This window comes from Chryseobacterium sp. C39-AII1 (assembly GCF_039672645.1).
In the GTDB taxonomy this organism is placed as follows: domain Bacteria; phylum Bacteroidota; class Bacteroidia; order Flavobacteriales; family Weeksellaceae; genus Chryseobacterium.
Window position 1 is genome coordinate 20276 of record NZ_JBDFPQ010000020.1, and the last position, 26596, is coordinate 46871.

A 26596-nucleotide genomic window follows, 5' to 3' on the forward strand; every position below is an offset into this window, starting at 1 on the left:
AAGATTATTTTATAGAAACAGCCCAGCTTTTTTCGAAAGGTAATACAAAATGACTTAAGAAATCAAGGTAAGTATTTTTAGAAAAATCAAACACCTGAATATCTTTCGATAGTTCACCACTTCTGATTTTATTTTTAAAATCGATCAATTTCAATGTTTTTACCTCTCCGTTTTCAATAAAACTAGCCTTCATTCTGTCGAACAATCCCAACTGATACTGTTCGTCAATTTCCCGCATAATCTTTCCTAAAGCATCAATGCTGCAGCCTGAAGCCATTTCTTTCTCTTCATCCACACATACGATGATGAACTGATTTTTTTCGATCTTAAAAGACGAAGAAAGGGGCTTTCCGTGTGCTGCCCAAGTTGCCAGAAAATCAAATAATTTTTCGGTAATCGCTTTTGCTTCTTTGGTTTCAAAAGGTCTGGAAGCGGGATATATAATAACTCTATAGTCGTTTGTTTCTACAATACTCGATTCTTCAATTTTCATCTTAGAAAAATTTTAGATAAAATTACGATTTTTTATTCAAACAAAAGATTTCGTTTTTTCAGCAAGCACCTCTTTACGTTTTTATATATTCGAAAACTGCATTGTATGAATTTTCATTCTGACTTAAGGTTTTTGTCTTTCTATAGCCCTTTTCAGTCAATAGAGAAATAAGCTCCTCTTCATGATGATTTGAACTTTTTAAGGCTGTATTGTTTATTTCTATCAGTATTTTAGGTCGGTAATGAGTCAGAATTTCATTCATGCCGTGTAAAGCAGCGAATTCTCCACCTTCAATATCAATTTTAATAAAATCAATCTTAGGAATTTGTTTTTCTTTAACATATTCATCCAGATTTACACTTTCTACGCGCTCTTTTGCCGTGAATTCCTCCAAAAAAGAGGAAGCCATGCCCACGTTGTTATAGGTATCATTGTAGAGGATTTCAATAAACCCTTTTTTATCGGCAATTGCCAAATTTTCCAACGTAATATTCTGAAAATGATTGATTGAAATATGATTTTTAAACTGATTATAATTCGGTGTAAAAGCTTCAAACGAAATCACTTTTCCCTCATTTCCAACAATTTTGGAAGCATTTAAAGAAAAAAGTCCGATATTTCCACCAATATCAATGAAGGTATTTCCTTTTCTCAGATTAGAATATAAATAATCGATCTCACTTTTTTCGTAATCGCCCAAAAAGTAAATCTGCTGCTGAATCCAGTCTTCCAGGTTTATATGGAGCTTTATAGAATTTCTGTAAACCACTTCTTTTTTAACCCCTTTAAACAATTGATAAGGATTAAAAATGTATTTATAAAACGCAAAATATTTCTGCTTAAAAAAACCGAAACTTAAAATAAACCTAAAAAACGAAGCCAGAATACTTCTCATATTGAGTTGATATAAACCGCAAGTTAGGTTAAATTTGGCCTTAAAACAATAAAACCCAAGATCACGCCTGGGTTTTGGTATTATTTAATTTAAATATTACTTTTCTTACAAATCGTCTGCCTCCGCAAGAAGCTCTACGATGTCTTTTACGGCAACTTCTGTATTTTTGTTAAAATGCTTTACACCATCTGTCATCATCGTATTACAGAATGGGCAGCCTGTTGCAATTACCTTAGGCTCAAAGGATAAAGCCTCTTCTGTTCTTTCGATATTAATGTCTTTATTCCCTTTTTCAGGCTCTTTGAACATCTGTGCACCACCAGCACCACAACAAAGTCCGTTGGTTTTACAACGTTTCATTTCAACCAATTCAGCATCCAGTTTTTCCAATAAAAGTCTTGGAGCTTCATATTCGTCGTTTGCTCTTCCTAAATAACAAGGATCGTGGAAAGTGATCTTTTTACCTTTGAAAGCACCGCCTTCAATTTTCAACCTTCCCTCTTCCATTAATTTTTTAAGGAACTGTGTGTGGTGAAGAACTTCATAATGACCTCCCAGGCTCGGATATTCGTTCTTTAATGTATTGAAGCAGTGCGGACAAGCCGTCACGATTCGTTTCACTTCATACATATTCAGAACCTCAATATTGGTAAGTGCCATCATCTGGAAAACGAATTCGTTTCCGGCTCTTTTGGCAGGATCTCCTGTGCAGCTTTCTTCTTGTCCAAGAACTGCAAATTCAACCCCAATATTGTTCATTATTTTACAAAATGCTTTCGTAATTTTTTTGGCACGGTCGTCGAAACTTCCCGCACAACCAACCCAAAATAAAACTTCCGGTGATTTTCCTTCGGCAGCGAATTCTGCCATTGTTTTTATGTTGAAATCCATTTTTAAGTCAATTTATCAATATATCAATGTAACAGTTTACCAATGATTGTTACATTCATTAATCATTTGCCCAATTCAAACGGTCTGCCTGATTATACTGCCAAGGAGCCGCATTGTTTTCTACGTTTGTCATCATCAGATTCAGCTCTTGCGGTGCAGCAGACTGCTCCATCACCAAGAATCTTCTCATTTCAAAAATGATAGAAAGCGGATCTAATAATACAGGACAAGCCTCTGTACAAGCATTACACGTCGTACAAGCCCAAAGCTCTTCTTTAGTGATATAATCGTTCAGCAATTTTTTTCCGTCGTCCTCAAACTTACCATTTTTATCGATATTTCTACCTACTTCCTCCAGACGATCTCTGGTTTTCATCAGAATTAATCTTGGTGATAATTTTTTACCTGTAATATTCGCCGGGCAAACTGAAGTACAACGCCCACATTCCGTACAAGAATAAGCATTTAACAGCTGAACTTGGTTTAAATCAAACACATCTTCAGCCCCAAATTTTGAAGGAACTTCTGCAGCATCACCTTCTGCCGGAGCAGCGTAAGGGTCTGCATTGGGATCCATCATTAATTTAATTTCTTTGGTAACCGATTCTAAATTGTTGAAATTTCCTTTCTTCTCCAAATTTGCATACCAAGTACTTGGGAACGCCAAAATGATATGTAAATGCTTCGAATAATAAAGGTAATTCATGAAGAATAAAATTCCTATAAAGTGAAACCACCAAGCTCCTTTTTCAACGAACATTAAAAATCCGTTATCAAAGCTGAAAATTTCTAAAAATGGAACCAACGTCACTTCACTGATCGGGAAACTTCCGTGTTCAGGAAGAACACCTCTTAACTGAAGAATGTGATCTGCGGCATTCATTTTAAAGAAAGCCATCATTAGGGCAAATTCAATAATCAAAATCCAATTGGCGTCTTCTTTTGGCCATCCTAAGAGTTCTTTCATTGTTAGTCTTTTCACTCCGTAAAAATTTCTACGAATGAAGAAAGTAACGACTCCAATGACCACCAAAAGGGCTAATACTTCTAATGTTGCTGTGAAGAAATTATAAAATGTATGTCCAAAAATGGTTGATAAAAAACGGTGGGTTCCGAAAATTCCATCAACAACAATTTCGATTAATTCGATATTAATAATCACGAAACCAACGTATACAAAAAGGTGTAAAACTCCAGCTATAGGGCGAGCCGTCATTTTGCTTTGCCCCATTGCTACACGAGCCATGGTTTCCCAACGCTCCCTTTTACGGTCGTTTCGATTGATTTCTCGGCCTAATCTGATGTTTCTATATATCTTCTGCAGACTTTTTGCAAAAAGCCCAAAACCCGCAACCAATAAAATCAGAAAAATAATATTATCGATATATTGCATGGTGTATTAGTTTAGTCTTTATTATTCTTTCCGAAAACAGAGAAATTGATGTATCTCTTCGGATTTGCTTTCATATCTTCAATTAATGAATTCAAGTTGGTAGAAGCAGAATTTAAGTTATTATACAACTGCTCATCTTTCATTAATTTTCCTAAACTACCCTGTCCTTTATCAATACCACCGATAACCTGGTTCAATTGACCAACAGTAGCGTCCAGATTCGCAATCGTTGCATTCAATTTTTTAGTATCAATGCTTTCTGCTAAGTTTCCGTATTTATCTAAAGTGGTTTTACCACTTTGCATAGTAAGGCTTGCATCATCCAACACTCTCTGAAGCTTAGGATCGTTGTGACCTACTAATGAATTTACGCTTCCTGCAGTAGTTTGTAACGCACCAACTGTTTTATTAAGATTTGATAATAAAAGTCTGATTTCTTCTCTGTTTTGAGCATTCACCACTTGGTTTGCACTAGACATTAAAGAATCTACTCTATACAAAACATTCTGCAATTGATCTTTCACAGGACCAACCTGAGAAGACAGACTTCCCAAAGTTCCCAACTTGAAAGCACCTTTCAGTGTATCGCCATCTTTTGCTGTAGCTCCTCCGTAAGATAGATTGACTCTCATTTCCTTTCCTCCCATTAAACTAGGCTCAAAGATCTCAACCGTTGAATTTTTTGAAAATTCAAAATTGTTATCAACCGTGATTTTTACAATGAAATCGATTTGACCCGTTTTAGAAGTACGAGGAATGATTTTGTCGACCTGCCCCACTTTCAATCCATTGATGGAAACGGGAGAAGACTGCGCCAGCCCCTCAACATTATCATATTTTGCATAAAATATATTATCGGTAGTAAAAAGGCTTCTGCCTTTCATAAATTGAAAAAGCACTACGAAACCTACAATGGCCAGAAGTGCAATTACACCAGCTTTTATTTCTTTACTGAACTTCACTTGCTAATTTTTTCTAATGAGCAAATATAGTACATTTTAAATTAATGTTTTTCTTTATTGCTCTGCGTTAAATACAAAAAAAGCGGCAAAAACTTTGCCGCTTTTCAATATAGATGAAAATTAATTTCTTATTGTTGCTGAGAACCTAGTTTATTCCAGATTTCAATTCTGTAATCATCGATATCTGCATTGTCCTGCAAGCTCTTTAACCAAGCCTGACCGAACATTCCTGCATTTCTCTGAGTAACAGATTCTGTGAATTGTTTAAGATCTCCAGGCTGTTTGTTTGTCGTTTCGTTTTTCTTCACTAAAACATATACTCCTGTTCCACCTTCGATTGGGTTAGAAACCTTACCTTTTGCAACACCGAATGCAGCACCGGCAACTTTAGGCTCCATAGCTCCCGCTACTGAAGGGTTTAATAAATTCACCTGAGCCGATTGTTTTGCTGTAGCAAATTGCTTAGCAATCTGATCTAAATTACCTGCTTTACCAATTTTCTCAGAAATTTGTTTTGCAGCCAATTTATTTTTAACAACTGTTTCAATTTGATCTCTTACAGATTCCGGATCTGCAAGACCTTTTTCCTGCTTACCGTTAAGATAAACAACGATTTTATCTCCTGTTCCTTCTACTGTAAAGAATTCTGTATCTCCTTTAGATCTTTTCTTATCGAAAGCCCAAGCTAAGATTTCAGCATCTTTATCTGTACCTAAACCTTGAAGCTGACCGTCGAATCTCTTCGCTTGTTTAGGATTTGAGAACTGATAGTTTCCTTTTTTAGCAATATTCACGAAATCGTTGAAAGATTTTCCTTGTACCTGCTGAATAAATCTTCTTGCATTTTTATCTGTAGCTGCTTCTGTAGCATCAGAAGGTTTTATAGCTTTCACCAAGTTAGCTACTTTATAAGCCATTGAACCTGGTTTTTTATCTTCAATATTGATGATATGATATCCAAACTGAGTTTCAACCACACCTGTAGCACCTTTAGGGTTGTTCGCTAAATAATGTAAAAATTCAGGAACGAAAGGAGTTTCAGGAGTAGTCCAACCAAGGCTACCACCTTGTGCAGCAGAACTTGGGTCGTTAGAAAGCTTAAGGAATTCTGTAAATTTAGCCGGAGTAGCTTTTACAATCGCACCAATAGAATCTGCCAATTTCTTAGCCTCTTCTTTAGATCTTGTAACACCTTCTCCCGCAGGGCTTCCTTTGAAAGCAATAAGGATATGTCTTGATAATGTAGAATCTGAAGTCTTTTTATCTAAAAGTTTAGAAACTACATAGAAGTTTTGCTCTTTATAAGGGCCAAAAGTCTGTCCGATAGCAGCAGAAGTAATTTGTCCCTGAATAGATTGTGGCAATTGGTTTGGCTTCACATACTGAGCATTGAAAGGCATGTCAGAATTAGCCATTACGAACATAGAGTCGTTTTTAGTATTTTGGAAGTTTTCCGCTCCACTTGCATCACTTCCAGAGAATAATTTTGTAATCTCTTTCTGAGCCGCGGCATCATCAGCTGCACTTGGCTGAGACGGGAAAAATACAATTCCTAAGTTTCTGCTAGGTTCAGCTTTGAACATTACAGGGTGCTCCTTAATGTATGCTGCTAAATCTTCAGTAGTAACTTTGATATTATTTTTTTGAAGGTAAGCAGTATAATCAATTTTAACGAAATCGATATCAGCTAACTGATCTCTTTCTTTCATTAATTCTTCTGCTTCTTTCTTCCCAGTGGTAATTCCTGTAGAAATATTTGCAAAAACCTGTCTGGCCATTAGTCTGTACTCAATAGATTTTTTAGTTTTAATCCATTGATTATAGCCTTCCGGACTAGCCTTTTGTAAATCTTCAATTTGTTTTTTAAGCTCCTGAGTTTTAAAGTTTCCTTTCTCATCAAAGAACTGCTGTTGCTGAGCAAACATTTGATCATACTGAATTTGATTCCAGAAATAATCATCCGTCATTTCGAAGCCCATTTTCTCAAACTGCTGCTTGATAAGTTTAGATTGAACCAATAACTGCCAAGCCTGCTCCTCAAGACCAGCCTTTGGTTGACCTTGCTGCTCAGCTTGTTGCTGTAATACGAAAAGTTGGTCATTAAACTCCTCACGGGTAATTTTCTCACCGTTTACTTTTCCTAAAACATCAGGATTTTTACCAAAAACCTTATCAATGCTATCTGGGTTTACCAAGAACGCTAAAAGCGCCAGTGCAATTACTCCCATTAACAGCCAAGGCTTACTCCTAATTTGTCCTAAAATTGCCATTATATAAATTATAGTTTTTTATCAGTTTGCGAAAATACACATTTTTAAGAAATTACAGAAATCTCAGACCTTTTTTTAATTTTTAAAATTTAAATAATAGAAAAAAGGAAATTTTGACCATATTTTTTTGCGAAAAACAAATGGCATAAGTATTGTGCCATTTAGTATATCATGATATGTGATCCATTTTCAGCACATTTTGTGAGATTTCAATTTAATGAATTAAAACGATAATGACAATTTGTCATTCGATTAACTATGATAGAATTTGAAGATATTAGTTTAGAGGAAATGATTAGCGATGGATTTGATATTGTAGCGGAAGAAATCAACCTTTCTGACTTATCGGAAACAGAACAAAATTCCGAACAAAAGATATTCCCGATCCTTCCTGTAAGAAATATGGTAATGTTCCCAAATGTTGTAATTCCTATTACAGCAGGGAGAAAAACATCTATTCAACTTCTTGAGGAAGCTCAGAAAAACGGAGATTTCATCGGAATTATAAGCCAGAAAAATTCAGATTTGGAACAACCTACCGAAAAAGATTTGTATCAAATCGGAACGTTGGCGAAAATTATTAAAATTATAAAACTTCCTGAAGGAAATATTACAGCTATTACAAAAGGTTTTCACAGATTTAAGGTTAAAAAATTTGTTGAAACTCAACCGTATTTTAAGGCTGAAATCACGAAATTAAAAGACGGAAAAGCAAAAAATAAGGAAGAATACGAGGCTTTGTTGGAAAATATTAAAGATTTAGCTTTAAAAATCATTGAGCTTGATCCGAATATTCCGAATGCAGCCAATTTTGCGATTAAAAACATCAACAATAATGATGATCTTTTAAATTTCATCTGCACAAATGCTAATTTCCCTTCAGGTGAAAAACAAAAATTGCTTGAAGAAAAAAGCTTGATCGAAAGAGCAAATAAGTGCTATGAAATGATGCATGAAGATTTCAGAAAGCTGGAATTGAGAAATCAGATTCATCAGAAAACTTCAAAAGATCTTGATAAACAACAGCGAGAATATTTTCTGAATCAGCAAATGAGAACCATCCAGGAAGAATTGGGTGGCGGCGCTGAAAGTGATATCGAAGATCTGATTGCAAAAGCAAGAAAGAGAACATGGAGCACTGAAGTTGAAGAACATTTCCAAAAGGAAATCAACAGATTACAGCGTCAGAATCCAAACTCACCGGATTATAATGTTCAGAGAAATTATCTGGATTTCTTCACAGATCTTCCTTGGGAAACCTACACAAAAGATATTTTTGATATTGCCAAAGCAGAGAAAGTTTTAGACAAAGCACACTTCGGACTTGAAGATATTAAAAAGAGAATTTTGGAGCACATGGCTGTTTTAAAATTAAAAAACAACATGAAATCCCCTATTCTATTGCTTGTTGGGCCTCCAGGAGTTGGTAAAACTTCATTAGGAAAATCAATTGCAGATGCATTAGGAAGAAAGTACGTACGTCTTTCTTTGGGCGGTCTTCACGACGAAAGTGAAATTCGCGGACATAGAAAAACCTACATTGGAGCGATGGCGGGAAGAATCCTTCAATCCATCAAAAAATCGGGAACTTCAAATCCTGTGATTGTTTTGGATGAAATGGATAAAATTGCACAAGGTTTACACGGTGATCCAAGTTCGGCACTTTTAGAAGTTCTTGATCCTGAGCAAAATAAATCTTTCTACGATAATTTCTTAGAAATGGGTTATGATTTGTCTAAAGTGATGTTTATCGCAACAGCCAATTCATTATCCACCATTCAAACTCCATTATTAGACAGAACTGAAATTATTCAGATCGCAGGATATACTTTGGAAGAAAAAATCGAGATTGCGAAGAGACATTTAATTAAAAAACAACAGGAAGAAAACGGTTTAGATGCGAAATCTTTCAAACTAGGAAATCCTGAATTAAAACATATTATCGAAGCTCACACTTCGGAAAGCGGCGTAAGAACATTGGAAAAAAGAATTGCATCAATCGCCCGTTGGGTAGCTTTACAAACCGCTTTGGTGAAAGAATATGATCCGAAAATTTCTCTTGAAAAAGTAGATGAAATCTTAGGAGTTCCAAGACCAAAAAGCTTATCGGAAATCACTGGATTTCCAGGAGTTGTGACTGGTCTTGCCTGGACAAGCGTTGGCGGCGATATCTTATTCATTGAAAGCATTTTAAGCAATGGAAAAGGCGCCTTAACAATGACGGGCAACTTGGGAACGGTAATGAAGGAATCTGCAACCATTGCTTTAGAATATATTAAAGCTAAACACGATGAATTGGGAATTTCTCAGGATGATATCGAGAAAAAAAACATCCACGTTCACGTTCCTGAAGGAGCGACTCCAAAAGATGGACCTTCGGCGGGTATCGCGATGCTAACCTCAATGGTTTCTTCATTTAAAAATAAAAAAGTGAAGGCACATTTAGCTATGACCGGAGAAATTACGCTAAGAGGAAAAGTACTTCCTGTAGGCGGAATTAAAGAAAAATTACTGGCTGCGACCAGAGCCGGAATTAAAGAGGTAATTCTTTGTGAAGCCAACAGAAAAGATGTGGAAGAAATTAAAAAAGATTACCTGAAAAACCTTACCGTTCACTACGTAAACCGCATGGAAGAAGTAATCGAAATAGCGATTGAAAAGTAACTAGTAAACATATTAACATTCTCAATAAGAAACACGTCTTGATTTTTTTCAAGACGTGTTTCACTTTTAATATATTCACTTTAAATAAGATACTCGTTCTTTATAAAAAATTCATCTTATTTAATTTTTGACGGAATAGATTTTGCTTTAAATCGAAAAGAATTTAGGTTCACCATAAAAAAGCTCTTCAATTCGGAGGGTTTTTCTTATTTTTATACAGCAGATTTTGAAATTATGAATTTTATTCGACTTCCTTTTCTTGTTAAACTGACCTTAGTCATCATTTCCATTATTGGTCTTGGTTATCTTTTGGCATTAGGACAAAGTATTTTAGCACCTTTCTTTTTAGCATTTTTAATGGCGATGCTTTTTCTGCCATTTGCCACTTTATTAGAAAAAAAATTAAAGTTTCCCAGGTCTATTTCTACCATGACTTCGGTATTGGTAATGTTGGTGATTTTAGCAGGACTCATTTATTTCTTCGGATCTCAACTTTCAGATTTCAGTAAAGATATTCCGCATCTAAGAACACAGTTTACTACAGTTTTTGAGAATCTTCAGCATTGGATCTCAAAAACTTTTAATGTAAAAATTGATGATCAGCTGGATTACATCAATCAAGGACTGAACAAATTACTTTCGTCTTCGGGCGTAATTTTAGGATTCACTTTCGGAATATTTTCAACAGGATTCGGGTTTATTCTGTTTTTTATTCTTTTCTTTATTTTCATCTTGAATTACAGAAGAGTTTTAAATAATTTCATCGTCACTGTTTTTAATGAAAAGCATAAAGCAAGCGTTCAGGAAGTGGTGAATGAAGTTCGTGTAATGACGAAAAAATATATTATTGGGCTTTGCCTTCAGGTTTTCATTGTCTCTATTTTAACATCCATTGTTTTAACCGTTTTGGGTGTAAAATATGCTGTTCTTTTGGCTGTTTTAACAGGTTTATTAAATGTAATTCCTTATCTCGGAATCTGTATTTCGTTGGTGATTTCATGCTTCATTGCTTTTGCTACAGGAACTCCGGTTACATGTTTTTATGTTGTGCTCGGATATATCGCCGTTCATATCATTGATGGAAATATCGTTCTTCCGTTTGTCGTTGGTTCTAAAGTGAAAATCAACGCCTTATTTTCATTTTTAGGAATTCTTTTGGGCGAACATCTTTGGGGAATTGCAGGAATGTTTTTATGTATTCCGGCAATTGCGATTCTGAAAATTATTTTTGAAAGAGTGGAAGGTCTGCAGCCTTGGGGAAGACTTCTCGGTGAGGAACAAAAACCGGATAAAAAGAAAAAGAAATATAAAATTTCAAAGAATATTACGTTGGAAGAAATGGATTAATCATTAGCAATAAGTAATTGGTAATGAGCAATTTTAAAATTCTATAAATAAATGAAGCCTTCAAAATTTGGAAGGCTTCATATTTTTTTAAAGTGCACAAATCGGACTCATTCCGCTTGGACAACTTTGATCGCATGGAATATAAGATTGATTATCCGGACAATAGCCTACAGGTTCACCTGGATTTCCTGGTCCACCGCTTCTACCTAAACATGGATGTCCAGCAGGAATTTTACACGGGCAACCTTCAGGACCGATGTCACAAATTTGCTCACGACCGCCTCCTTTAATTTCTCTTAAATCTACACGATTTAGTTTTTTAAGATTTTTCAACATAATATAATTTGTTTAGTTTAACTTGATTAACAAATATATAAAATACAGCCACACAGCCTGTAAAAAATTCACATTAAATTGAAAAATAAATAAAAATCAATCTATCCAAATAAACGAATATCATTTTTATGTTATATTTAATATAAAATCAACAATATGAAAATCGTAAAATTTATTGTATCCTTACTTTTCGGATTAATGTTTATTAATGCCGGATTAAACAAATTCTTAAACTATATGCCAATGGAAAAACCAACGCCTGAGCAAATGAAGATTTTTACCGCTTTTGGAGAAATCAGTTGGTTGATGCCCTTAGTTGGGGCTGTGGAAGTTATCGGAGGGCTTCTTTTTATCTTTCCTAAAACCAGAGCTCTTGGTGCCATTGTCATTTTGCCGGTAATGGTAGGAATTGTTGCTCATATTTTCACACTAGACAAATCTACTTCGGGTATGTCTATCGCCGGAATTATGTTCCTGATCAATCTTTGGATGATTATTGATAACAAAGAAAAATATAAAGCCTTGGTGAAATAAAAAGTGAATGGTGAATGGTGAGTGGTCAATTGTGAATTTTTAAAACTGACAAACAAAGCGAGTTACAATCGACCATTCCCTTTCAATATTATACAAATGCACTGAAACCGGTAATCGATCTTCCGACAATCAGTGAATTGATCTCTTTTGTTCCTTCATAAGAATAAATTGCTTCGGCGTCGGCTACAAATCTTGCCACGTCATATTCAAGCAAAATTCCGTTTCCACCCAACACTTCACGGGCTCTGGAAACGATATCTCGTGTTCTCAAAGTACAGAAAACTTTTGCTAAAGAAGCGTGTTCATCTTTTAGAATCCCTTCGTCCTGCATTTCGGAAAGTCTGAAAACCATGGTTTGCATTGCCGTTAAATTCGACAACATTTCTACCAAATGTCCTTGAATCATTTGAAATGAAGCAATCGGTTTTCCAAACTGTTCGCGAGTTCTTGTATACGCTAAGGCACTTTCATAAGCTCCTCTTGCGCAACCTGTCGCCATCCACGCCACTCCCGCTCTCGTCATTCTCAAAACTTTTCCGGTATCTTTAAATGAATTGGCATTTTGCAGACGGTTTTCTTCTGTGACTAAACAATCTTTAAGCGTAATCAAACCATTTTGAACGATTCTTAACGCCATTTTTCCTTTGATTTTCTCAACAGAATAACCCGGATTATCTTTTTCAACAATAAAACCTTTCACTTCTCCGCTGTCTACATCTCTCGCCCAAATGATGATTAAATCTGCAAAAGTGGCGTTTCCGATCCATTTTTTCTGACCATTTAAAACCCAACCTTCAGGAGTTTTTTTACAAGTCACTGTTAAACCTCCTGCTGCTCCGGAACCAACTTCAGGTTCTGTTAACCCAAAAGCACCTATTTTTTCAAACTTCTGCATTTGAGGAAGCCATTTTTGTTTTTGTTCTTCAGAACCGCAAATATAAATTGAACCCATCGCCAAGCCGGATTGCACTCCAAAGAAAGTAGCAATCGAAGCATCAATTCTTGCCATTTCCATCGCAATAACACCTTCCATTAAAAAAGGCATTCCCGGACAGCCATACCCTTCGTAGGTTACACCGCAAATATTTAATTTTTGAAATTTTGGGATTAATTCATGGGGAAATTCGTCTCTGAGCCAATAATGATTCACCAAAGGCTTCACTTCTTTTTCCATGAAAGCCCTTACTTTTAACTGAATTTCTCGTTGTTCAGGACTCAATGTGTGATAAATATCGTAGAAATCTCCGTCGATAGGCGGAAGTTCTTTTTTCTTTTTATTCGGATCGAGCATTTTCATTAATCCGCCCAACTGTTTATCATCAAGTTTCGAGAAATTTTGCATCAGTTTGGGTAAATCAACTTTTTGAGAAATAGCACTCAACTGATCAAAGTCGATGGTTCTTAATAATTCTATCGCGTTTCTGATTTTGGAAAAAGTATTTGACATAAGAATTTATTGTATGTTTGATTTGTAAAAGTTAAGCAAAAATTAATCCGAAAACAAGAGACATATTTTTAATTCATTTTACAAAACATTGATTTTCATTTATTTAAAACAGAATTTCTCTTTACAAACTTTTTACTTGGCATTTTCAAACATTACAAGCCATTCTGCAGGAACTTTGGGAGAAGCAAAACATTAAAAAATCAATATTATGAGAACGACTTACATAAAGCTATCCATCGCAACGGCACTTTTATTAGGAATTTATTCATGTAAAAAAGGAGAAGCAATAGAAACATCATCTGCAGATTATGCAACTGCAGATTCTGCTGCGGTAGTGGTTTCCGACAGTGTTTCTTCCGCTGCAACGATGAATGTAAAAGACAAACAGTTTATCAAAACGGCGGATGTAAATATGGAAGTGAAAGATGTTTATGATGCAACCATTTCTATTGAAAAATCGGTTCAGCAATTGGGAGGATTTGTAACAAAAAGCAATCTGCAAAGCAATGTTGTTTCTGAAGACACTTATAATACATCCAACGAAAACGCAACTTTGGTTAAAAAATTTCAAACCGAAAACACGATGCAAGTTCGGGTTCCAACAGATAAATTGGGTGAACTTTTGACGTTGATTAATGATAAAAAACTATTCTTGAATTCAAGAATCATCAATGCGGAAGATGTGACTGCCAGCATAAAATATGCAGAACTTGAGGCTCAAAGAAATAAAAAAACTGATAACAATATTGCTCAGATGAAAGTGAATAAAGATAAAGTAAGTATGAGCAACGACAATATGAAAGAAGGCAATCAACAGCAGCTGGAAACCATGAATACAGCAGATCAGCTAAAATACAGCACGGTTGACATTTTTATTAAAGAACCTAAACTTCGCATTGCAGAAATTGCCATTACCAATACAAAAAGCATCGACGATAAATATAGATTTGAATTTTTATACAGTGCAAAATCTGCTTTCGTGGAAGGTTATTATTTAATCCAAAGAATTATTGTTGGATTAATCGTAATCTGGCCATTATTACTGATCGCTGGCGTTGGATTATTTTTCTACAAAAAGAGAAAATCAATTAAAAAATCACATTCAAATATTTCAGAATAGCAATCCTAACCTTTGGTTATTTATATAAATTTTTAGATTTTACAAGAAACCTCCGGAATCAATCTGGAGGTTTTTTTAACATTAAAATTTCATTTTTAAAATCTCAGGTTTTGTTTTGTGAAGATGGAGAATCAATTCGCCAAACAATGTATTTGCCCAGGCAAACCAAGATCGTGTAAAATCTTTCGGATTATCAACATCAAAAGATTCATGGATAAATCCAGTTCCGGCGTGCGTTCCTTTCAACATTTTTAAACAGGCTATAATTTCCTCGTCATTATCGGTCGTCAAAGCCTGCATAATTAAACCCAAAGGCCAGATTTTATGTTCCCCAATGTGCGGGCCACCAATTCCTTTCGCAAATTTACCTTCGCTAAACCACGGATTTGCATGACTTAAAGAAAAATTTCGTGTGTTTTTATAGACTTCATCATCCTTTGAAGTATATCCCAAATAAGGAATTGACAATAAATTCGGAACATTAGCATCATCCACTTCTTTTGCTAAATTTTTGAATTGATTTGATGAATTTTCATCTTTTAAAATCTTAGAGAAAATTTCCGCCGTTTCGCGTAAAGAAACTACCGCAAACATATTCGAAGAAATTAAAAAAGGATAAAAAGTGGCATCATCCGAAGGTCGGAACATCGAATGAATCAAACCAACTTTCTTCGTAGGATTTCCAAAGCCTTTGCCAAATTGTGTATCTAAAGGGTTTCCGTTCGCTCTTTCAAAAGAATAAGGCCCTTTTGAATCTTTTCGTTGTTGTTCTTTGAAAGTCTGTAAAATCAACAACATTGCTTTTTTCCAATCTGCATCAAAAACAGAAGAATCTCCAGTAGTTTTCCAATAATTATATGATAAACGCATTACGTAACACAACGAATCGACTTCCCATTTTCGCTCGTGAATTCCAGGTTTCATATCGGTTACATCATCTTTCCACTCGCTGATTTTATGAGGATCATCAAAAAAAGCATTAGCATAAGGATCGAGAAGAACACATTCAACCTGTTTATTAATAACTCCTTTCAAAAGATCTTTTAATTTTTTGTCTTCATTCGCTAAATTTAAATACGGATAAACCTGTGCCGAAGAATCCCGAAGCCACATCGCATCAATATCTCCCGTGATCACATAGGTATAAGGTTTAGTATTTTTATGATAAAATTTTATCGTTGTATCAAGCGTATTGGGGAAACAATTTTCAAACATCCACGCCAACTCTTCATCAGCAATCGTATTTTTTATGGTTTTAATAGTCTTTTCAACTGCTTCTGAAGTGAATTTTCTTTGGCTAAGATTGGGTCTTTTTGATACAAAATCATTCACAAATAAAAATTTTGCCGAGGAAGGAACGGTGAAAAAGCCTAATCCAAGTCCTGATTTTTTGATAAAATCTCTTCTGTTGATCATTGCTGGAAATATGAAAATTTGAAACGGAAGTTAATAATTTTAGTTATACAAATACTAGTTTTGAATTTTCAGAACAATTTCTGAATGATTTTTTTTGAAATTTAAATATTTCTTATCATTTTGAGACATTCACCCCATTCATTTTTTCCTTAAATTTGCAGATTGAAATATCACAAACAGAATTCAGGAAGAAAAACACACTGAAATTTCAAATAGTATAACCCTAATTTCTAAAATATATGTTATCAAAAATAAATCCTACTCAAACCAACAGCTGGAAAGCTTTGGACGAGCAATTTGCAAATAATGATTTTGATTTAAGAAGCCTTTTTGAATACAATCCGAACCGTTTTAATGAATTTTCGATTAAAAGACCTAACTTTTTATTTGATTATTCTAAAAACTTAATCGATTCTAAAACAAAAAACCTTCTTTTAAACCTTGCTGAAGAATGCGAATTGAAAGACGCGATTTCTAAAATGTTTTCTGGAGACAAAATCAACGAAACAGAAGGAAGAGCCGTTCTGCATACCGCTTTGAGAGATTTTTCTGATAAAGAAATTTTGGTAGACGGTGAAAATATCAAACCTCAGATCAAAAGAGTTTTGGATCACATGAAATCTTTCTCTGAAAGCATTATTTCTGGAGATCACAAAGGTTTTACCGGAAAAGAAATTACAGATGTTGTGAACATCGGAATCGGAGGTTCAGATTTGGGGCCTGTGATGGTAGTTTCGGCTCTGAAACATTTCAAAACAAGGTTAAACGTTCATTTTGTTTCTAATGTGGACGGAAATCATATCGCAGAAGTTGTTAAAGATTTAAACCCTGAAACGACTTTATTCATCATTGCTTCTAAAACGTTTACGACTCAGGAAACAATGACGAATGCAAATTCAGCAAAAGATTGGTTCTTACAAGCTGGAAAACAGGAAGATGTAGCAAAACACTTTGTCGCTTTATCAACTAACGTTCAGGCCGTTAAAGACTTCGGAATTGCAGAAGAAAACATTTTCGAATTCTGGGATTGGGTTGGCGGAAGATACTCATTGTGGAGCGCGATCGGTTTAAGCATCGTTCTTGCAGTAGGTTATGAAAATTATGAGCAATTATTGAGAGGAGCTTACGACACAGATCAGCATTTCCAAACTGCAGAATTTGGTGAAAACATTCCCGTTTTGATGGGATTAATTGGAATTTGGTATCGTAATTTCTATGCAGCGACAACCGTTGCTATTCTTCCTTATTCTCAGTATTTAGACAGATTTCCGGCATATTTCCAACAGGGAGATATGGAAAGTAACGGAAAATGTGTTGACAGAAATGGAGAATTTGTAGAATATGAAACAGGACCAATTATTTGGGGCGAACCGGGAACAAACGGACAACATGCTTTCTATCAATTGATTCACCAAGGAACAGAACTGATTCCTGCAGATTTTATTGCGTATGCGAAAAGTCCGAACAAAGTTTCTGATCATCAGGATAAATTATTAGCTAACTTTTTTGCTCAGACTGAGGCACTTGCTTTCGGAAAAACAGAAGAGGAAGAGGAAGCAGAATTAAAAGCTTCGGGAAAATCTGACGAGGAGATTGATTTCTTATTAAATTATAAAGTCTTCCACGGAAACACACCAACAAACTCTATATTAATCAATGAATTAACTCCTTTTTCATTAGGGCAATTAATTGCTTTGTATGAACATAAAATTTTCGTTCAGGGTGTGATTTGGAATATTTTCAGTTTTGACCAGTTTGGTGTGGAACTTGGAAAAGTTTTAGCTAACAAAATCCTTCCGGAACTTGAAAATAATGAGAACGTTACCTCTCATGACACGTCAACAAACGGATTGATTAATTATTATAAAGCTAATAAATAAACTATTGCTGATTTTCATTAATTTTGATTAAAAATACAAAGATATGACACAGATTATCATTAACCTAAGCAATAAGGAGGAAGAGACCTTTGTGGAAACTTTTTTGAAAAAAATGAAGATCAGCTTTGAAAAAAATGAGGATGATTTTGAGTTGACGGATGAAATGAAAAGAGTGATTGATGAAGCTTTAAAGCAAGACAGATCAACAGCAGTAGATGGTAAGGAGTCTTTAAAGAGAATTAGAGCAAAATATGGTCTTTAATTTTAAATTTCTATCAATTGCTGAAGATAATATTGAGGAAGCGACAGAGTATTATGCGAACATTTCAATGAAAGTTCTAAAGAATTTTAATACCCAATTGGATCTTTCAATAAATAGAATTGTGAGCAATCCTTATTTTCAGAAAAAATATAGAGATATAAGAGCTTTTCCTCTCAAAAAATTTCCTTATATCATTTTCTATGAAATAAATGAAGAAGAAAAAATGATTTATATCCTTTCCGTTTTCTGCACTCATCAGAATCCGGAAAAATATCCTTAAAAATCTAATAAAAAGTAATAAAAGTAAAAATGGCAGAAATTCTTGACGGATTAAAAGTATCCAAAGAAATAAAACAGGAAATCAAGGCTGAAGTTGAAAAAATTCTTGCAAACAAAAGAAGAGCTCCACATTTGGTGGCAATTCTTGTTGGAAACAACGGCGCGAGCAAGGCTTATGTAAACGCGAAAGTAAAAGATTGTGAGGAAGTTGGTTTTCAATCGAGCTTAGTGAAATTTCCAAGTACGGTTTCTGAATCTGAATTATTGGAAAAAATTGAAGAACTTAATAAAGATAAATCTGTTGACGGATTTATCGTTCAGTTGCCTTTACCGGATCAAATCGATCAGGAGAAGATCATCAACGCAATCGATCCGAGAAAAGATGTTGACGGGTTCCATCCTACAAACTTTGGGAAAATGGCTTTGGAAATGGATACTTTCTTACCTGCAACTCCGTTCGGAATTTTAACATTATTGGAAAGATACAATATTGAAACTAAAGGTAAAGACTGCGTTATCATCGGAAGAAGTAAAATCGTAGGAAGACCAATGAGTATCTTAATGGGAAGAAAAGATTTCCCTGGAAACTCAACGGTTACGTTAACGCACTCTTACACAAAAGACATCGAAGAATACACTAAAAAAGCAGACATCGTAATTACAGCGTTGGGAGATCCTCACTTCTTAAAAGGTGAAATGATCAAAGACGGAGCAGTAATTGTTGATGTAGGTATTACGAGAGTAGACAACGATTCTCCAAAAGGTTATTATTTGGCAGGTGACGTAGATTTCGACAGCTGTGCTGCAAAAGCAAGCTGGATCACACCGGTTCCGGGAGGAGTTGGACCTATGACAAGAGCGATGTTGATGAAAAACACCATCATTGCTTACAAAACTTCAGTCTACAACGACTAATTTTAAAATGAATAAAGAAGAAGATATTTTATTAAAAGAAGGTAAAATGCTCCCTGTGATGGAGCATTTTTACACTCTTCAGGGAGAAGGAGCACACACGGGAAAAGCAGCCTATTTCATCAGATTGGGCGGTTGCGACGTTGGGTGCCACTGGTGTGATGTAAAGGAAAGTTGGGATCCGAACTTACATCCATTAATGAATGCAGAAGAAATTGCAGAAACTGCGGCAAAACATTGTAAGACTATTGTTTTAACAGGTGGAGAACCGTTAATGTGGAATCTTGATATTTTAACATCCAAATTAAAAGAATTGGGATGCACGGTTCATATTGAAACTTCAGGAGCATACCCGATGAGCGGACAAATCGACTGGATCACCCTTTCACCAAAGAAAACAGGCTTACCAAAAGAAGAAATTTATGCTAAAGCTCATGAGCTTAAAATGATTGTATTTAATAATAATGATTTTAAATTTGCTCAGGAACAAGCGGCAAAAGTTTCAAAAAACTGTACATTATATCTTCAGAGCGAATGGAGCAAGCGCGATGAAATGTATCCTAAAATTACAGATTTCATTCTTGAAAACCCAGATTGGAGAGCGTCTGTTCAGACTCATAAATATCTTAATATCCCATAAAAATACGTACCTTAGCTCTTCGTATCCGTTTATAACACATAGATGCAGAGAATTCGATACTCTAGATACCTGAAATCAATCATTATATTGCTTGACCTTTTGGTTATTGCATCTATTTTCATATTCTTTTTTATAAGCAGAAACGAAGAATTAAAGTACAATCAGGAAAGTTGGTACCAAAATACGTTTTCTCTGGCCTTATTATTTTTGTTTTGGATGCTTCTCAGCGGTAGAACAAAAATCTATAATATTCCCAGGAACTTAACGTATACTTTGTTTCTTGAGCGGCTTTTAATTCACTTTCTCTTATTTATTTTAGGAGTTTTCCTTATCGGGAAAGTGAGCTACAATGCGTTTTTCAATTCCGACATTTATTGGTTATCGTTTTATCTCTATTTTTTCGTATTCCTTTCTAAATCAATGATTTATTTCGGAATAAAATACATCCGAAGTTTAGGGGTAAACCATCGAAATATTATGTTTCTGAATGAAAACAGCTCTACGGAGATTTTAAAGAATATTTTCAGCAACAGAAAAGATTACGGTTACAAAGTTTTTGATTATAAAGATGTTGATATTCAGTCTGAAAACCTGATAAAATTTTGGCAAGACAACGGAATTCATACTTTATTTTTGCCCACAGACCATTCATTCAGCCCAGAAACTGAAGATCGTCTATTTAAACTAGCCGAAGCCAATAAAGTACATATTACTTTAATTCCCAATATTTCGCAAAGTGATTTTTTCCTTTATGACTTGGCTTACATTCAGACTCAGCCCATTCTTAATCAGGCAAGATATCCTTTAGATTATTATTCGAATTTTCTGATGAAAAGAACGTTCGATATTCTATTTTCCATCTTCGTTTTGGTAGGAATTTGCTCTTGGCTTTTCCCAATTATTGCAATTTTAATTAAATCAACATCAAAAGGGCCTGTTTTTTTCATACAGAAAAGATATGGTTTTCATGAAGAGGTTTTTAGTTGCATTAAATTCCGAACCATGGTGGTAAATGATGAATCTACAACCAAAACAACCAGCGAAAACGACTCGCGAATCACCAAGATTGGTAAATTTTTAAGAAAGACCAGTCTTGATGAAATGCCTCAGTTTTTGAATGTGTTGAAAGGAGAAATGTCGATCGTTGGCCCTAGACCGCACATGTTGGCTGTTGATGATTATTATAAACCCAAGATCGGAAGATACAGCTTGAGAAGTATGGCAAGCCCGGGAATTACAGGTTTGGCGCAGGTAAACGGCCTTCGTGGAGACTCGGGAGACGTGGAAGTAGAGATGAAAAAACGTGTATTGGCAGACGCTTTCTATGTGAGAAACTGGAGTTTTGCGCTGGATCTTGTTATTATTTTGAAAACCATTTTATTAGTTCTCGGTGGGGATAAAAATGCAAAATAAGGTTTAATTCAAATTAGGATAAATTTAATCTTAATTTGGGCATTTAAAACTAAACCTTAGACTTAATCTCAACTTAAATAATTAAATAAAAAAAGTCTAATTTAGCAGAATGTTAAAAAAGTTTTTTACAGCAGTCGGAGAATATATTCTTCTTCTTGGTAAATCTATCCAGAAACCTCAAAAAATGAGAGTATTCTGGAAACTATTCATGAGAGAAATCAATGATTTGGGAGTCAACTCTTTCGGGTTGGTTATCTTCACATCTATATTCGTTGGAGCGGTAGTGGCTATTCAAATGTTTAATAACTTTGATGCTTCTTCATTTCCTATTCCTCCGTCATTTGTAGGATATGCAACAAAAGCCGTTTTGGTATTAGAATTTGCGCCTACAATCATCAGTTTGATTCTGGCCGGAAAAGTAGGTTCATATATAGCATCCAGCATAGGTACAATGAGGGTTTCAGAACAGATTGATGCTTTGGACATTATGGGAGTAAACTCTCCTAACTTCCTGATTTTACCTAAAATCATCGCCTGTGTAATATTTAATCCTTTACTGATTGCCATAAGCATCGTTTTTGGGATCGCCGGAGGATATATTGCCGGAATTTTGACAGGAAACTGGACAACCAATGATTATGTAATCGGAATTCAGATGTATATGCCGAATCTTTTCATTTATTATGCATTTACAAAAACAGCTGTTTTTGCATTTATCATTGCCACCGTTCCTTCTTATTTTGGTTATAATGTAAAAGGTGGATCATTGGAAGTAGGTAGAGCAAGTACACAGGCAGTAGTTTGGACAATGGTTTTCATTATTCTTTCCGAATTGCTATTAACCCAATTAATATTAAGCTAATGATTGAGGTAAAAGATTTAAAGAAAAGTTTTGATGGTGTTGAAGTACTTAAAGGAATTTCAACCTCTTTTGATAAAGGTAAAGTAAATTTGATTATTGGGCAGAGTGGTTCAGGGAAAACAGTTTTTCTTAAAAGCTTACTGAATGTTTTTCAGCCAACTTCCGGAGAGATTCTTTTCGATGGAAGAGATATTAACGTGATGACACGTGACGAAAAACAGCATCTTCGTTCGGAAATCGGAACCGTATTCCAGGGAAGTGCCTTGTTCGACTCATTAACGGTGGAAGAAAACATCATGTTCCCTTTGGATATGTTTACCAATTTATCTTACAGAGAAAAGAAAAGACGTGTTTTTGAGGTAATCGGAAGAGTACATTTAGATAAAGCCAATAAAAAATTTCCTTCTGAAATTTCCGGGGGAATGCAAAAAAGGGTTGCCATTGCAAGAGCGATTGTAAATAACCCAAAATATCTTTTCTGTGATGAACCAAACTCAGGATTAGACCCTTATACATCAAACGTAATTGATGATCTTCTGCTTGAGATCACTAAAGAATATAACACCACAACCATCATCAACACCCACGATATGAACTCGGTGATGACGATTGGTGAAAAGATTGTTTATCTAAGATTGGGTATCAAAGAATGGGAAGGAAATAAAGACGTTTTGATCACGGCGGGCAATAAAAATCTTATTGACTTCGTTTATTCATCAGAACTATTTAAAGAACTGAGAGAATATTTACTTGAGAATAATAAAACTATTGATAATACAATCACAAAAATAGACGATAATGAAAAAGGCACTTAGTATAGCATTAATAGGTTTTTCAGTATTTGCTTCTGCTCAGATTTCTTTGGCAGGTAAAGCAAACATAATATTTCCTACAGGTTCACCATCTTGGAAAAACATTAAAGGAACCGTAAACGATGCCATTGAAGGAAGCGGAAAAAACAATGCAGGTTTCAACGTTGGTCTTTCATTAAAAGTTCCGTTGCCAGGGGCTTTATATGTAATGCCGGAATTGTACTACACGCATTTTAAAAACGAATTTACGACAGAATCTACAACCTTCGATATCAAAAGCAATCGTATGGATTTGCCGGTTCTTTTAGGGTATAACCTTTTAGGAAATACTTTGGGAGTATTCGTAGGTCCCGTGGCAAGCTATAATTTGAGCAAAGAAGATACTTTTAATGATTTTAAAGAAAACTCAAGAGACAACTTCACGGTAGGTTACCAGTTCGGAGCTCAGTTTGAAATCAAAAAATTAATTCTGAATGCGAGATATGAAGGTGCTTTCAGTAAAGATTCAAGAAACTTCATCAATAAAGTTTCTGGCGAAGAAATAAGATACGACAACAGACCTAATTTATTTATGGTAGGTGTTGGTTACAAGTTTTAATTAATTCGAAAATAACAATTATAAAAAAATCCTCAAGTCGTTAGATTTGAGGATTTTGATTATGAGACTGTAATTCTGCTTCACGTTTTGCAATTTCGGCAGCCTTTTGTTCAAGCTCTTCTTTATCTTTTTGCAACTGCTTGAATTCTTTCTTCTTTTGTTCAGCCTTGATGGCGCTACCTTTGCTAACGTATCCTACCATTCCGCCAATAATTAAGCCAATACCAACACCTCCCATGATGCCCATAACGTGGGACATCTGAAGATCATTGATGGTAAAATTGGGCGAGGTAAGGTAAAATAACAATACAGAAACAGCCAAAAGTATAAGCCCGGTAAGTGATAAACCTTTCATAATGTGTGTTTAAGTGGTTAAAATTAAAGCCTTACCAAATTTAGCAAAAATTTAATAAGGCTATGTTTCAAGATTAAAATTTCTATTTATTATTTTCCTCCTGCTGCTTTGTAATATTCTAAAGCTTTAGGTAAATCTTTATTAATATCTGAAATTCTGGTTTCAGGATTCGGGTGGGTAGATAAGAATTCCGGCTGTCTTGCTCCGGTTGCTGCGGCTTCCATTCTATTCCAGAAAGGAACTGCTTCTCTCGGATCATATCCTGCCATTGCCATTAAGTATAATCCCATTTCATCTGCTTCAGACTCTTGGTTTCTACCATATTTCAACAAAGCCACCTGAGAACCAATTGGGTAAACTTTCTCAAAAACATTAGCCCATTGCCCGTTAGAAATCGTTCCTCCCAAGATTTGACCACCGTATTGCGCGACCATAGCCTGAGAAATTCTTTCGTTTCCGTGACCTGCCAATGCGTGTGAAACTTCGTGACCCATCACAACAGCAAGACCGTTATCATTTTTAGTAATTGGTAAAATCCCAGTATAAACAGCAACTTTTCCGCCAGGCATACACCAAGCATTCAATTCGCTGCTTTGTAAAAGATTAAATTCCCAATTATAATTGGCTAAATCTGCCGATCTTCCAATATTTTGATAATATTTCTCTGCTGCCGCTTTTATTCTGCTACCAACAGCAACCACTTTTTTGGCGTCTGCCGTCCCGGTAATCACTTTACCTTTGGATAAAGTAGTTTTATATTCTTGTGCAGACATGGTAAGGATTTCAGAATTGTTTGCCAATTGTAAAGAAGACCTTCCCGTAATCGGGTTTGTAGTACATGCTGCAACGGAAAGAGCCAGCGCTCCTATTCCTAATAGATGTGTAATTTTCATAGTTTAGAGGGTTGTTAAATCATCATTTACAATTTCTATTCCAAAACTTTTTTGAAACAGAATTTTTGCATACATTTTGCTATTTAAATTTAATAATTATTTTATTATCATGAAAAAGTATATTTCAATCATATTCATTTTTGGGTTTCTGATGATTTTTCAAAACAGTTTTGCCCAAACTAAAGTTGATCCTTCAACTATTTCAGGAATTGTAGATGCCGAAGATTTCTCGTTTCGTGCAGAAAGGGCAACACCAACCAATTATGATGTTATTAATGTTATGAATTCTCTTCCTAATACTACATCAACAAGAATGCTTGATCTTGCAGGAAGTAATTATTCAATTGATTTAAAAAAAGATAAGCTTGAAGTTTATTTGCCCTATTTCGGAAGAGTGTTCAACCCATCTTACGGAAATACAGATAAAACCGGCTACAGATTTACCTCAAAAGATTTTTTGGTAAGTAAAACTCAAGGTAAAAAAGGAAAATGGATTGTTAAAATTAAAGTAAACGATCAAAGTACTGTAGATGAAATCATTATTGAGATCTTTAAAAACGGAAGAGCATTTACATCGATCAGAAGTAATGACAGACAGCCGATTTCTTATGACGGATTTATTTCTAAAAATATCGAGGAAAAAGAAAAACTCTAATTTTCCGGATTAAGAAATTTTTCAACAAATAATTTTGCTTCAGTGCTTGGATTTGAAACCATTGCTGAAGCATTTTTTTTATGTTGAAGGTAAGCTTCTTCTAAAGATTCATTTCTCTTCATCAAGGCTAAAATATATTCCTGAACCCAATATTCATATCGTTTTTCAGCTTGCTGTGTTCTAACTTCTTCGAAGCGATTGATTTTCTTTTTTAAATTAATGAAATCTGTTATTTTTTCAAAAATTTCTTTCAATCCTTCGTTGTGCAGCGCAGAACCCAGTAAAACCGGAACTTTCCAGTCTTTTTCTTTGGGCGGAATAAAATCAAGGGCACGTTTTAATTCCAATCTTGTATTTTTAGCTTTTTGAAGATTTTCTTTTTCAACTTTATTTATGAAAATTACGTCTACCATTTCCATGATCCCGCGTTTGATACCCTGAAGCTCATCTCCTCCTCCAATTATTTTTAAAAATAAAAAGACATCGGTAATATCCGCAACCAGCACTTCCGACTGACCAACGCCGACCGTTTCAATTAAAATATAATCATAACCCGCTGCTTCACAGATCATCATTGTTTCAAAAGTGGTATTGGCAACGCCGCCCAAAAAACCTGAGCTTGGAGAAGGGCGAATAAAAGCATTTTCTTCTTTTGCCAGTTCTTCCATTCGGGTTTTATCTCCTAAAATACTTCCTTTATTGATTGCCGAACTGGGATCGATGGCTAAAACAGCTACTTTTTTGCCATTTGCAATCGCCAATCTTCCAAAACTTTCTATAAAAGTTGATTTTCCGGCTCCCGGAACTCCTGTGATTCCTACACGAACAGAATTTCCTGTAAAAGGCATGATTTGTTTTAATAATTCTTCTGCCTGAGTTCTGTGTTCTGCCTTTTTACTTTCGACTAATGTAATGGCTTTCGCAATCAGACGTTTGTTGCCTGATCGAATTCCATCCATTAGTTCTTGTGTAGAAAATTTCATTGATTCAAAAATAGAGATTTATAAGTCAATGGTCAAGTGTGAAGGGGGTTTCATTTATTATTTTTTGTCGAATAATAATTTTATTTAACAATTGGTATTTGAAATCTTATATGAGCTCTTGTGGATTTTTACTGATTTTGAGAGAAATGACGGTTTTCTAGCCCCGATGTTCTATGTTAAATTGCAAATTATTTAGGTTAAAATTTTAAAGTTTTTTTGATAATCCGGTTGATATTTCGTCTTATTCTTCACCACTCCAAAACAGATTCTCAAAAGTTTATTAC

General features: G+C 35.0%; 26 protein-coding genes. 14 read left to right on the forward strand and 12 right to left on the reverse strand.

What is annotated here, in order from left to right; translation table 11 throughout:
- Positions 1 to 4: 4 nt before the first annotated feature.
- The 6 genes from ABEG63_RS19625 to ABEG63_RS19650 form a co-directional block, all read right to left on the reverse strand.
- Positions 5 to 493, reverse strand: a complete 489-nt coding sequence (locus tag ABEG63_RS19625; RefSeq protein WP_267404646.1) for a hypothetical protein — start codon at positions 491 to 493, stop codon at positions 5 to 7.
- Positions 494 to 566: 73 nt separating this feature from the next.
- Positions 567 to 1388: an FkbM family methyltransferase gene (locus ABEG63_RS19630; protein WP_346587047.1), complete on the reverse strand. Its 822-nt coding sequence runs from the start codon at positions 1386 to 1388 to the stop codon at positions 567 to 569.
- Positions 1389 to 1493: 105 nt separating this feature from the next.
- Entirely contained in the window at positions 1494 to 2279 is a 786-nt protein-coding gene (locus ABEG63_RS19635) for a (Fe-S)-binding protein (protein ID WP_312397183.1), read from the reverse strand.
- A 58-nt stretch (positions 2280 to 2337) separates the two neighbouring features.
- Positions 2338 to 3672, reverse strand: coding sequence for a (Fe-S)-binding protein (locus tag ABEG63_RS19640; RefSeq protein WP_346587048.1), 1335 nt, complete (start codon positions 3670 to 3672; stop codon positions 2338 to 2340).
- 11 nt (positions 3673 to 3683) lie between these two features.
- A complete protein-coding gene (locus ABEG63_RS19645; protein WP_267404657.1) occupies positions 3684 to 4634 on the reverse strand; it encodes an MlaD family protein in 951 nt (316 codons plus the stop codon).
- Between the two features lie 128 nt (positions 4635 to 4762).
- Entirely contained in the window at positions 4763 to 6904 is a 2142-nt protein-coding gene (locus tag ABEG63_RS19650; RefSeq protein WP_346587049.1) for a peptidylprolyl isomerase, read from the reverse strand.
- A gap of 258 nt (positions 6905 to 7162) precedes the next feature.
- On the opposite strand from ABEG63_RS19650, the gene lon reads away from it, so the two are divergent.
- Together lon and ABEG63_RS19660 are read left to right on the forward strand one after the other, a co-directional pair.
- Positions 7163 to 9568, forward strand: a complete 2406-nt coding sequence (lon, locus tag ABEG63_RS19655; RefSeq protein WP_346587050.1) for an endopeptidase La — start codon at positions 7163 to 7165, stop codon at positions 9566 to 9568.
- Positions 9569 to 9802: 234 nt separating this feature from the next.
- The gene (locus tag ABEG63_RS19660) at positions 9803 to 10915 is read left to right on the forward strand and encodes an AI-2E family transporter (protein ID WP_346587052.1); all 1113 of its coding nucleotides are present in this window, start codon (positions 9803 to 9805) and stop codon (positions 10913 to 10915) included.
- Between the two features lie 87 nt (positions 10916 to 11002).
- Here ABEG63_RS19660 and ABEG63_RS19665 read toward each other — a convergent pair whose 3' ends face one another.
- Positions 11003 to 11251 (reverse strand): hypothetical protein, encoded by a 249-nt coding sequence (locus ABEG63_RS19665; protein ID WP_346587054.1) that lies wholly within the window; start codon positions 11249 to 11251, stop codon positions 11003 to 11005.
- Positions 11252 to 11407: 156 nt separating this feature from the next.
- Between ABEG63_RS19665 and ABEG63_RS19670 the strand changes: the two genes are divergently transcribed.
- Positions 11408 to 11785, forward strand: coding sequence for a MauE/DoxX family redox-associated membrane protein (locus tag ABEG63_RS19670; RefSeq protein WP_346587056.1), 378 nt, complete (start codon positions 11408 to 11410; stop codon positions 11783 to 11785).
- Between the two features lie 88 nt (positions 11786 to 11873).
- On the opposite strand, the gene ABEG63_RS19675 is transcribed toward ABEG63_RS19670, so the two are convergent.
- Positions 11874 to 13232: an acyl-CoA dehydrogenase family protein gene (locus tag ABEG63_RS19675; RefSeq protein WP_346587057.1), complete on the reverse strand. Its 1359-nt coding sequence runs from the start codon at positions 13230 to 13232 to the stop codon at positions 11874 to 11876.
- 208 nt (positions 13233 to 13440) lie between these two features.
- On the opposite strand from ABEG63_RS19675, the gene ABEG63_RS19680 reads away from it, so the two are divergent.
- Positions 13441 to 14352 carry a DUF4349 domain-containing protein gene (locus ABEG63_RS19680; protein ID WP_346587059.1) on the forward strand — a complete coding sequence of 304 codons (912 nt, stop codon included), beginning with the start codon at positions 13441 to 13443 and terminating at the stop codon, positions 14350 to 14352.
- A gap of 81 nt (positions 14353 to 14433) precedes the next feature.
- On the opposite strand, the gene ABEG63_RS19685 is transcribed toward ABEG63_RS19680, so the two are convergent.
- On the reverse strand, positions 14434 to 15768 hold the full coding sequence (locus ABEG63_RS19685; RefSeq protein ID WP_346587061.1) for a glycoside hydrolase family 125 protein: 1335 nt from the start codon (positions 15766 to 15768) through the stop codon (positions 14434 to 14436).
- A gap of 239 nt (positions 15769 to 16007) precedes the next feature.
- Between ABEG63_RS19685 and pgi the strand changes: the two genes are divergently transcribed.
- The 9 genes from pgi to ABEG63_RS19730 all read left to right on the forward strand — a co-directional run bounded on the left by pgi (position 16008) and on the right by ABEG63_RS19730 (position 23426).
- On the forward strand, positions 16008 to 17648 hold the full coding sequence (pgi, locus tag ABEG63_RS19690; protein WP_346587063.1) for a glucose-6-phosphate isomerase: 1641 nt from the start codon (positions 16008 to 16010) through the stop codon (positions 17646 to 17648).
- A 43-nt stretch (positions 17649 to 17691) separates the two neighbouring features.
- Entirely contained in the window at positions 17692 to 17910 is a 219-nt protein-coding gene (locus ABEG63_RS19695) for a hypothetical protein (protein WP_230634637.1), read from the forward strand.
- Entirely contained in the window at positions 17900 to 18190 is a 291-nt protein-coding gene (locus ABEG63_RS19700) for a type II toxin-antitoxin system RelE/ParE family toxin (RefSeq protein ID WP_312397244.1), read from the forward strand. Before ABEG63_RS19695 ends, ABEG63_RS19700 begins: the two co-directional genes overlap by 11 nt.
- A gap of 29 nt (positions 18191 to 18219) precedes the next feature.
- Positions 18220 to 19104: a bifunctional 5,10-methylenetetrahydrofolate dehydrogenase/5,10-methenyltetrahydrofolate cyclohydrolase gene (locus ABEG63_RS19705; protein WP_267404675.1), complete on the forward strand. Its 885-nt coding sequence runs from the start codon at positions 18220 to 18222 to the stop codon at positions 19102 to 19104.
- A 7-nt stretch (positions 19105 to 19111) separates the two neighbouring features.
- Positions 19112 to 19741, forward strand: a complete 630-nt coding sequence (locus tag ABEG63_RS19710; protein WP_267404847.1) for a 7-carboxy-7-deazaguanine synthase QueE — start codon at positions 19112 to 19114, stop codon at positions 19739 to 19741.
- A 42-nt stretch (positions 19742 to 19783) separates the two neighbouring features.
- The gene (locus ABEG63_RS19715) at positions 19784 to 21154 is read left to right on the forward strand and encodes an exopolysaccharide biosynthesis polyprenyl glycosylphosphotransferase (RefSeq protein ID WP_346587065.1); all 1371 of its coding nucleotides are present in this window, start codon (positions 19784 to 19786) and stop codon (positions 21152 to 21154) included.
- Between the two features lie 109 nt (positions 21155 to 21263).
- The gene (locus tag ABEG63_RS19720; protein ID WP_267404679.1) at positions 21264 to 22016 is read left to right on the forward strand and encodes an ABC transporter permease; all 753 of its coding nucleotides are present in this window, start codon (positions 21264 to 21266) and stop codon (positions 22014 to 22016) included.
- Entirely contained in the window at positions 22016 to 22831 is an 816-nt protein-coding gene (locus ABEG63_RS19725) for an ATP-binding cassette domain-containing protein (protein ID WP_267404685.1), read from the forward strand. Before ABEG63_RS19720 ends, ABEG63_RS19725 begins: the two co-directional genes overlap by 1 nt.
- Entirely contained in the window at positions 22815 to 23426 is a 612-nt protein-coding gene (locus tag ABEG63_RS19730; protein ID WP_312397274.1) for an outer membrane beta-barrel protein, read from the forward strand. Before ABEG63_RS19725 ends, ABEG63_RS19730 begins: the two co-directional genes overlap by 17 nt.
- Positions 23427 to 23466: 40 nt before the next feature.
- On the opposite strand, the gene ABEG63_RS19735 is transcribed toward ABEG63_RS19730, so the two are convergent.
- Together ABEG63_RS19735 and ABEG63_RS19740 are read right to left on the reverse strand one after the other, a co-directional pair.
- The gene (locus ABEG63_RS19735; protein ID WP_267404689.1) at positions 23467 to 23781 is read right to left on the reverse strand and encodes a hypothetical protein; all 315 of its coding nucleotides are present in this window, start codon (positions 23779 to 23781) and stop codon (positions 23467 to 23469) included.
- Positions 23782 to 23870: 89 nt separating this feature from the next.
- Positions 23871 to 24674, reverse strand: coding sequence for a M48 family metallopeptidase (locus tag ABEG63_RS19740; protein ID WP_267404691.1), 804 nt, complete (start codon positions 24672 to 24674; stop codon positions 23871 to 23873).
- 109 nt (positions 24675 to 24783) lie between these two features.
- Here ABEG63_RS19740 and ABEG63_RS19745 point away from each other — a divergent pair, with 109 nt between their 5' ends.
- Entirely contained in the window at positions 24784 to 25329 is a 546-nt protein-coding gene (locus tag ABEG63_RS19745; protein ID WP_346587067.1) for a DUF4251 domain-containing protein, read from the forward strand.
- On the opposite strand, the gene meaB is transcribed toward ABEG63_RS19745, so the two are convergent.
- The gene (gene meaB / locus ABEG63_RS19750; RefSeq protein WP_312397287.1) at positions 25326 to 26312 is read right to left on the reverse strand and encodes a methylmalonyl Co-A mutase-associated GTPase MeaB; all 987 of its coding nucleotides are present in this window, start codon (positions 26310 to 26312) and stop codon (positions 25326 to 25328) included. The genes ABEG63_RS19745 and meaB overlap by 4 nt on opposite strands.
- Positions 26313 to 26596: the final 284 nt, after the last annotated feature.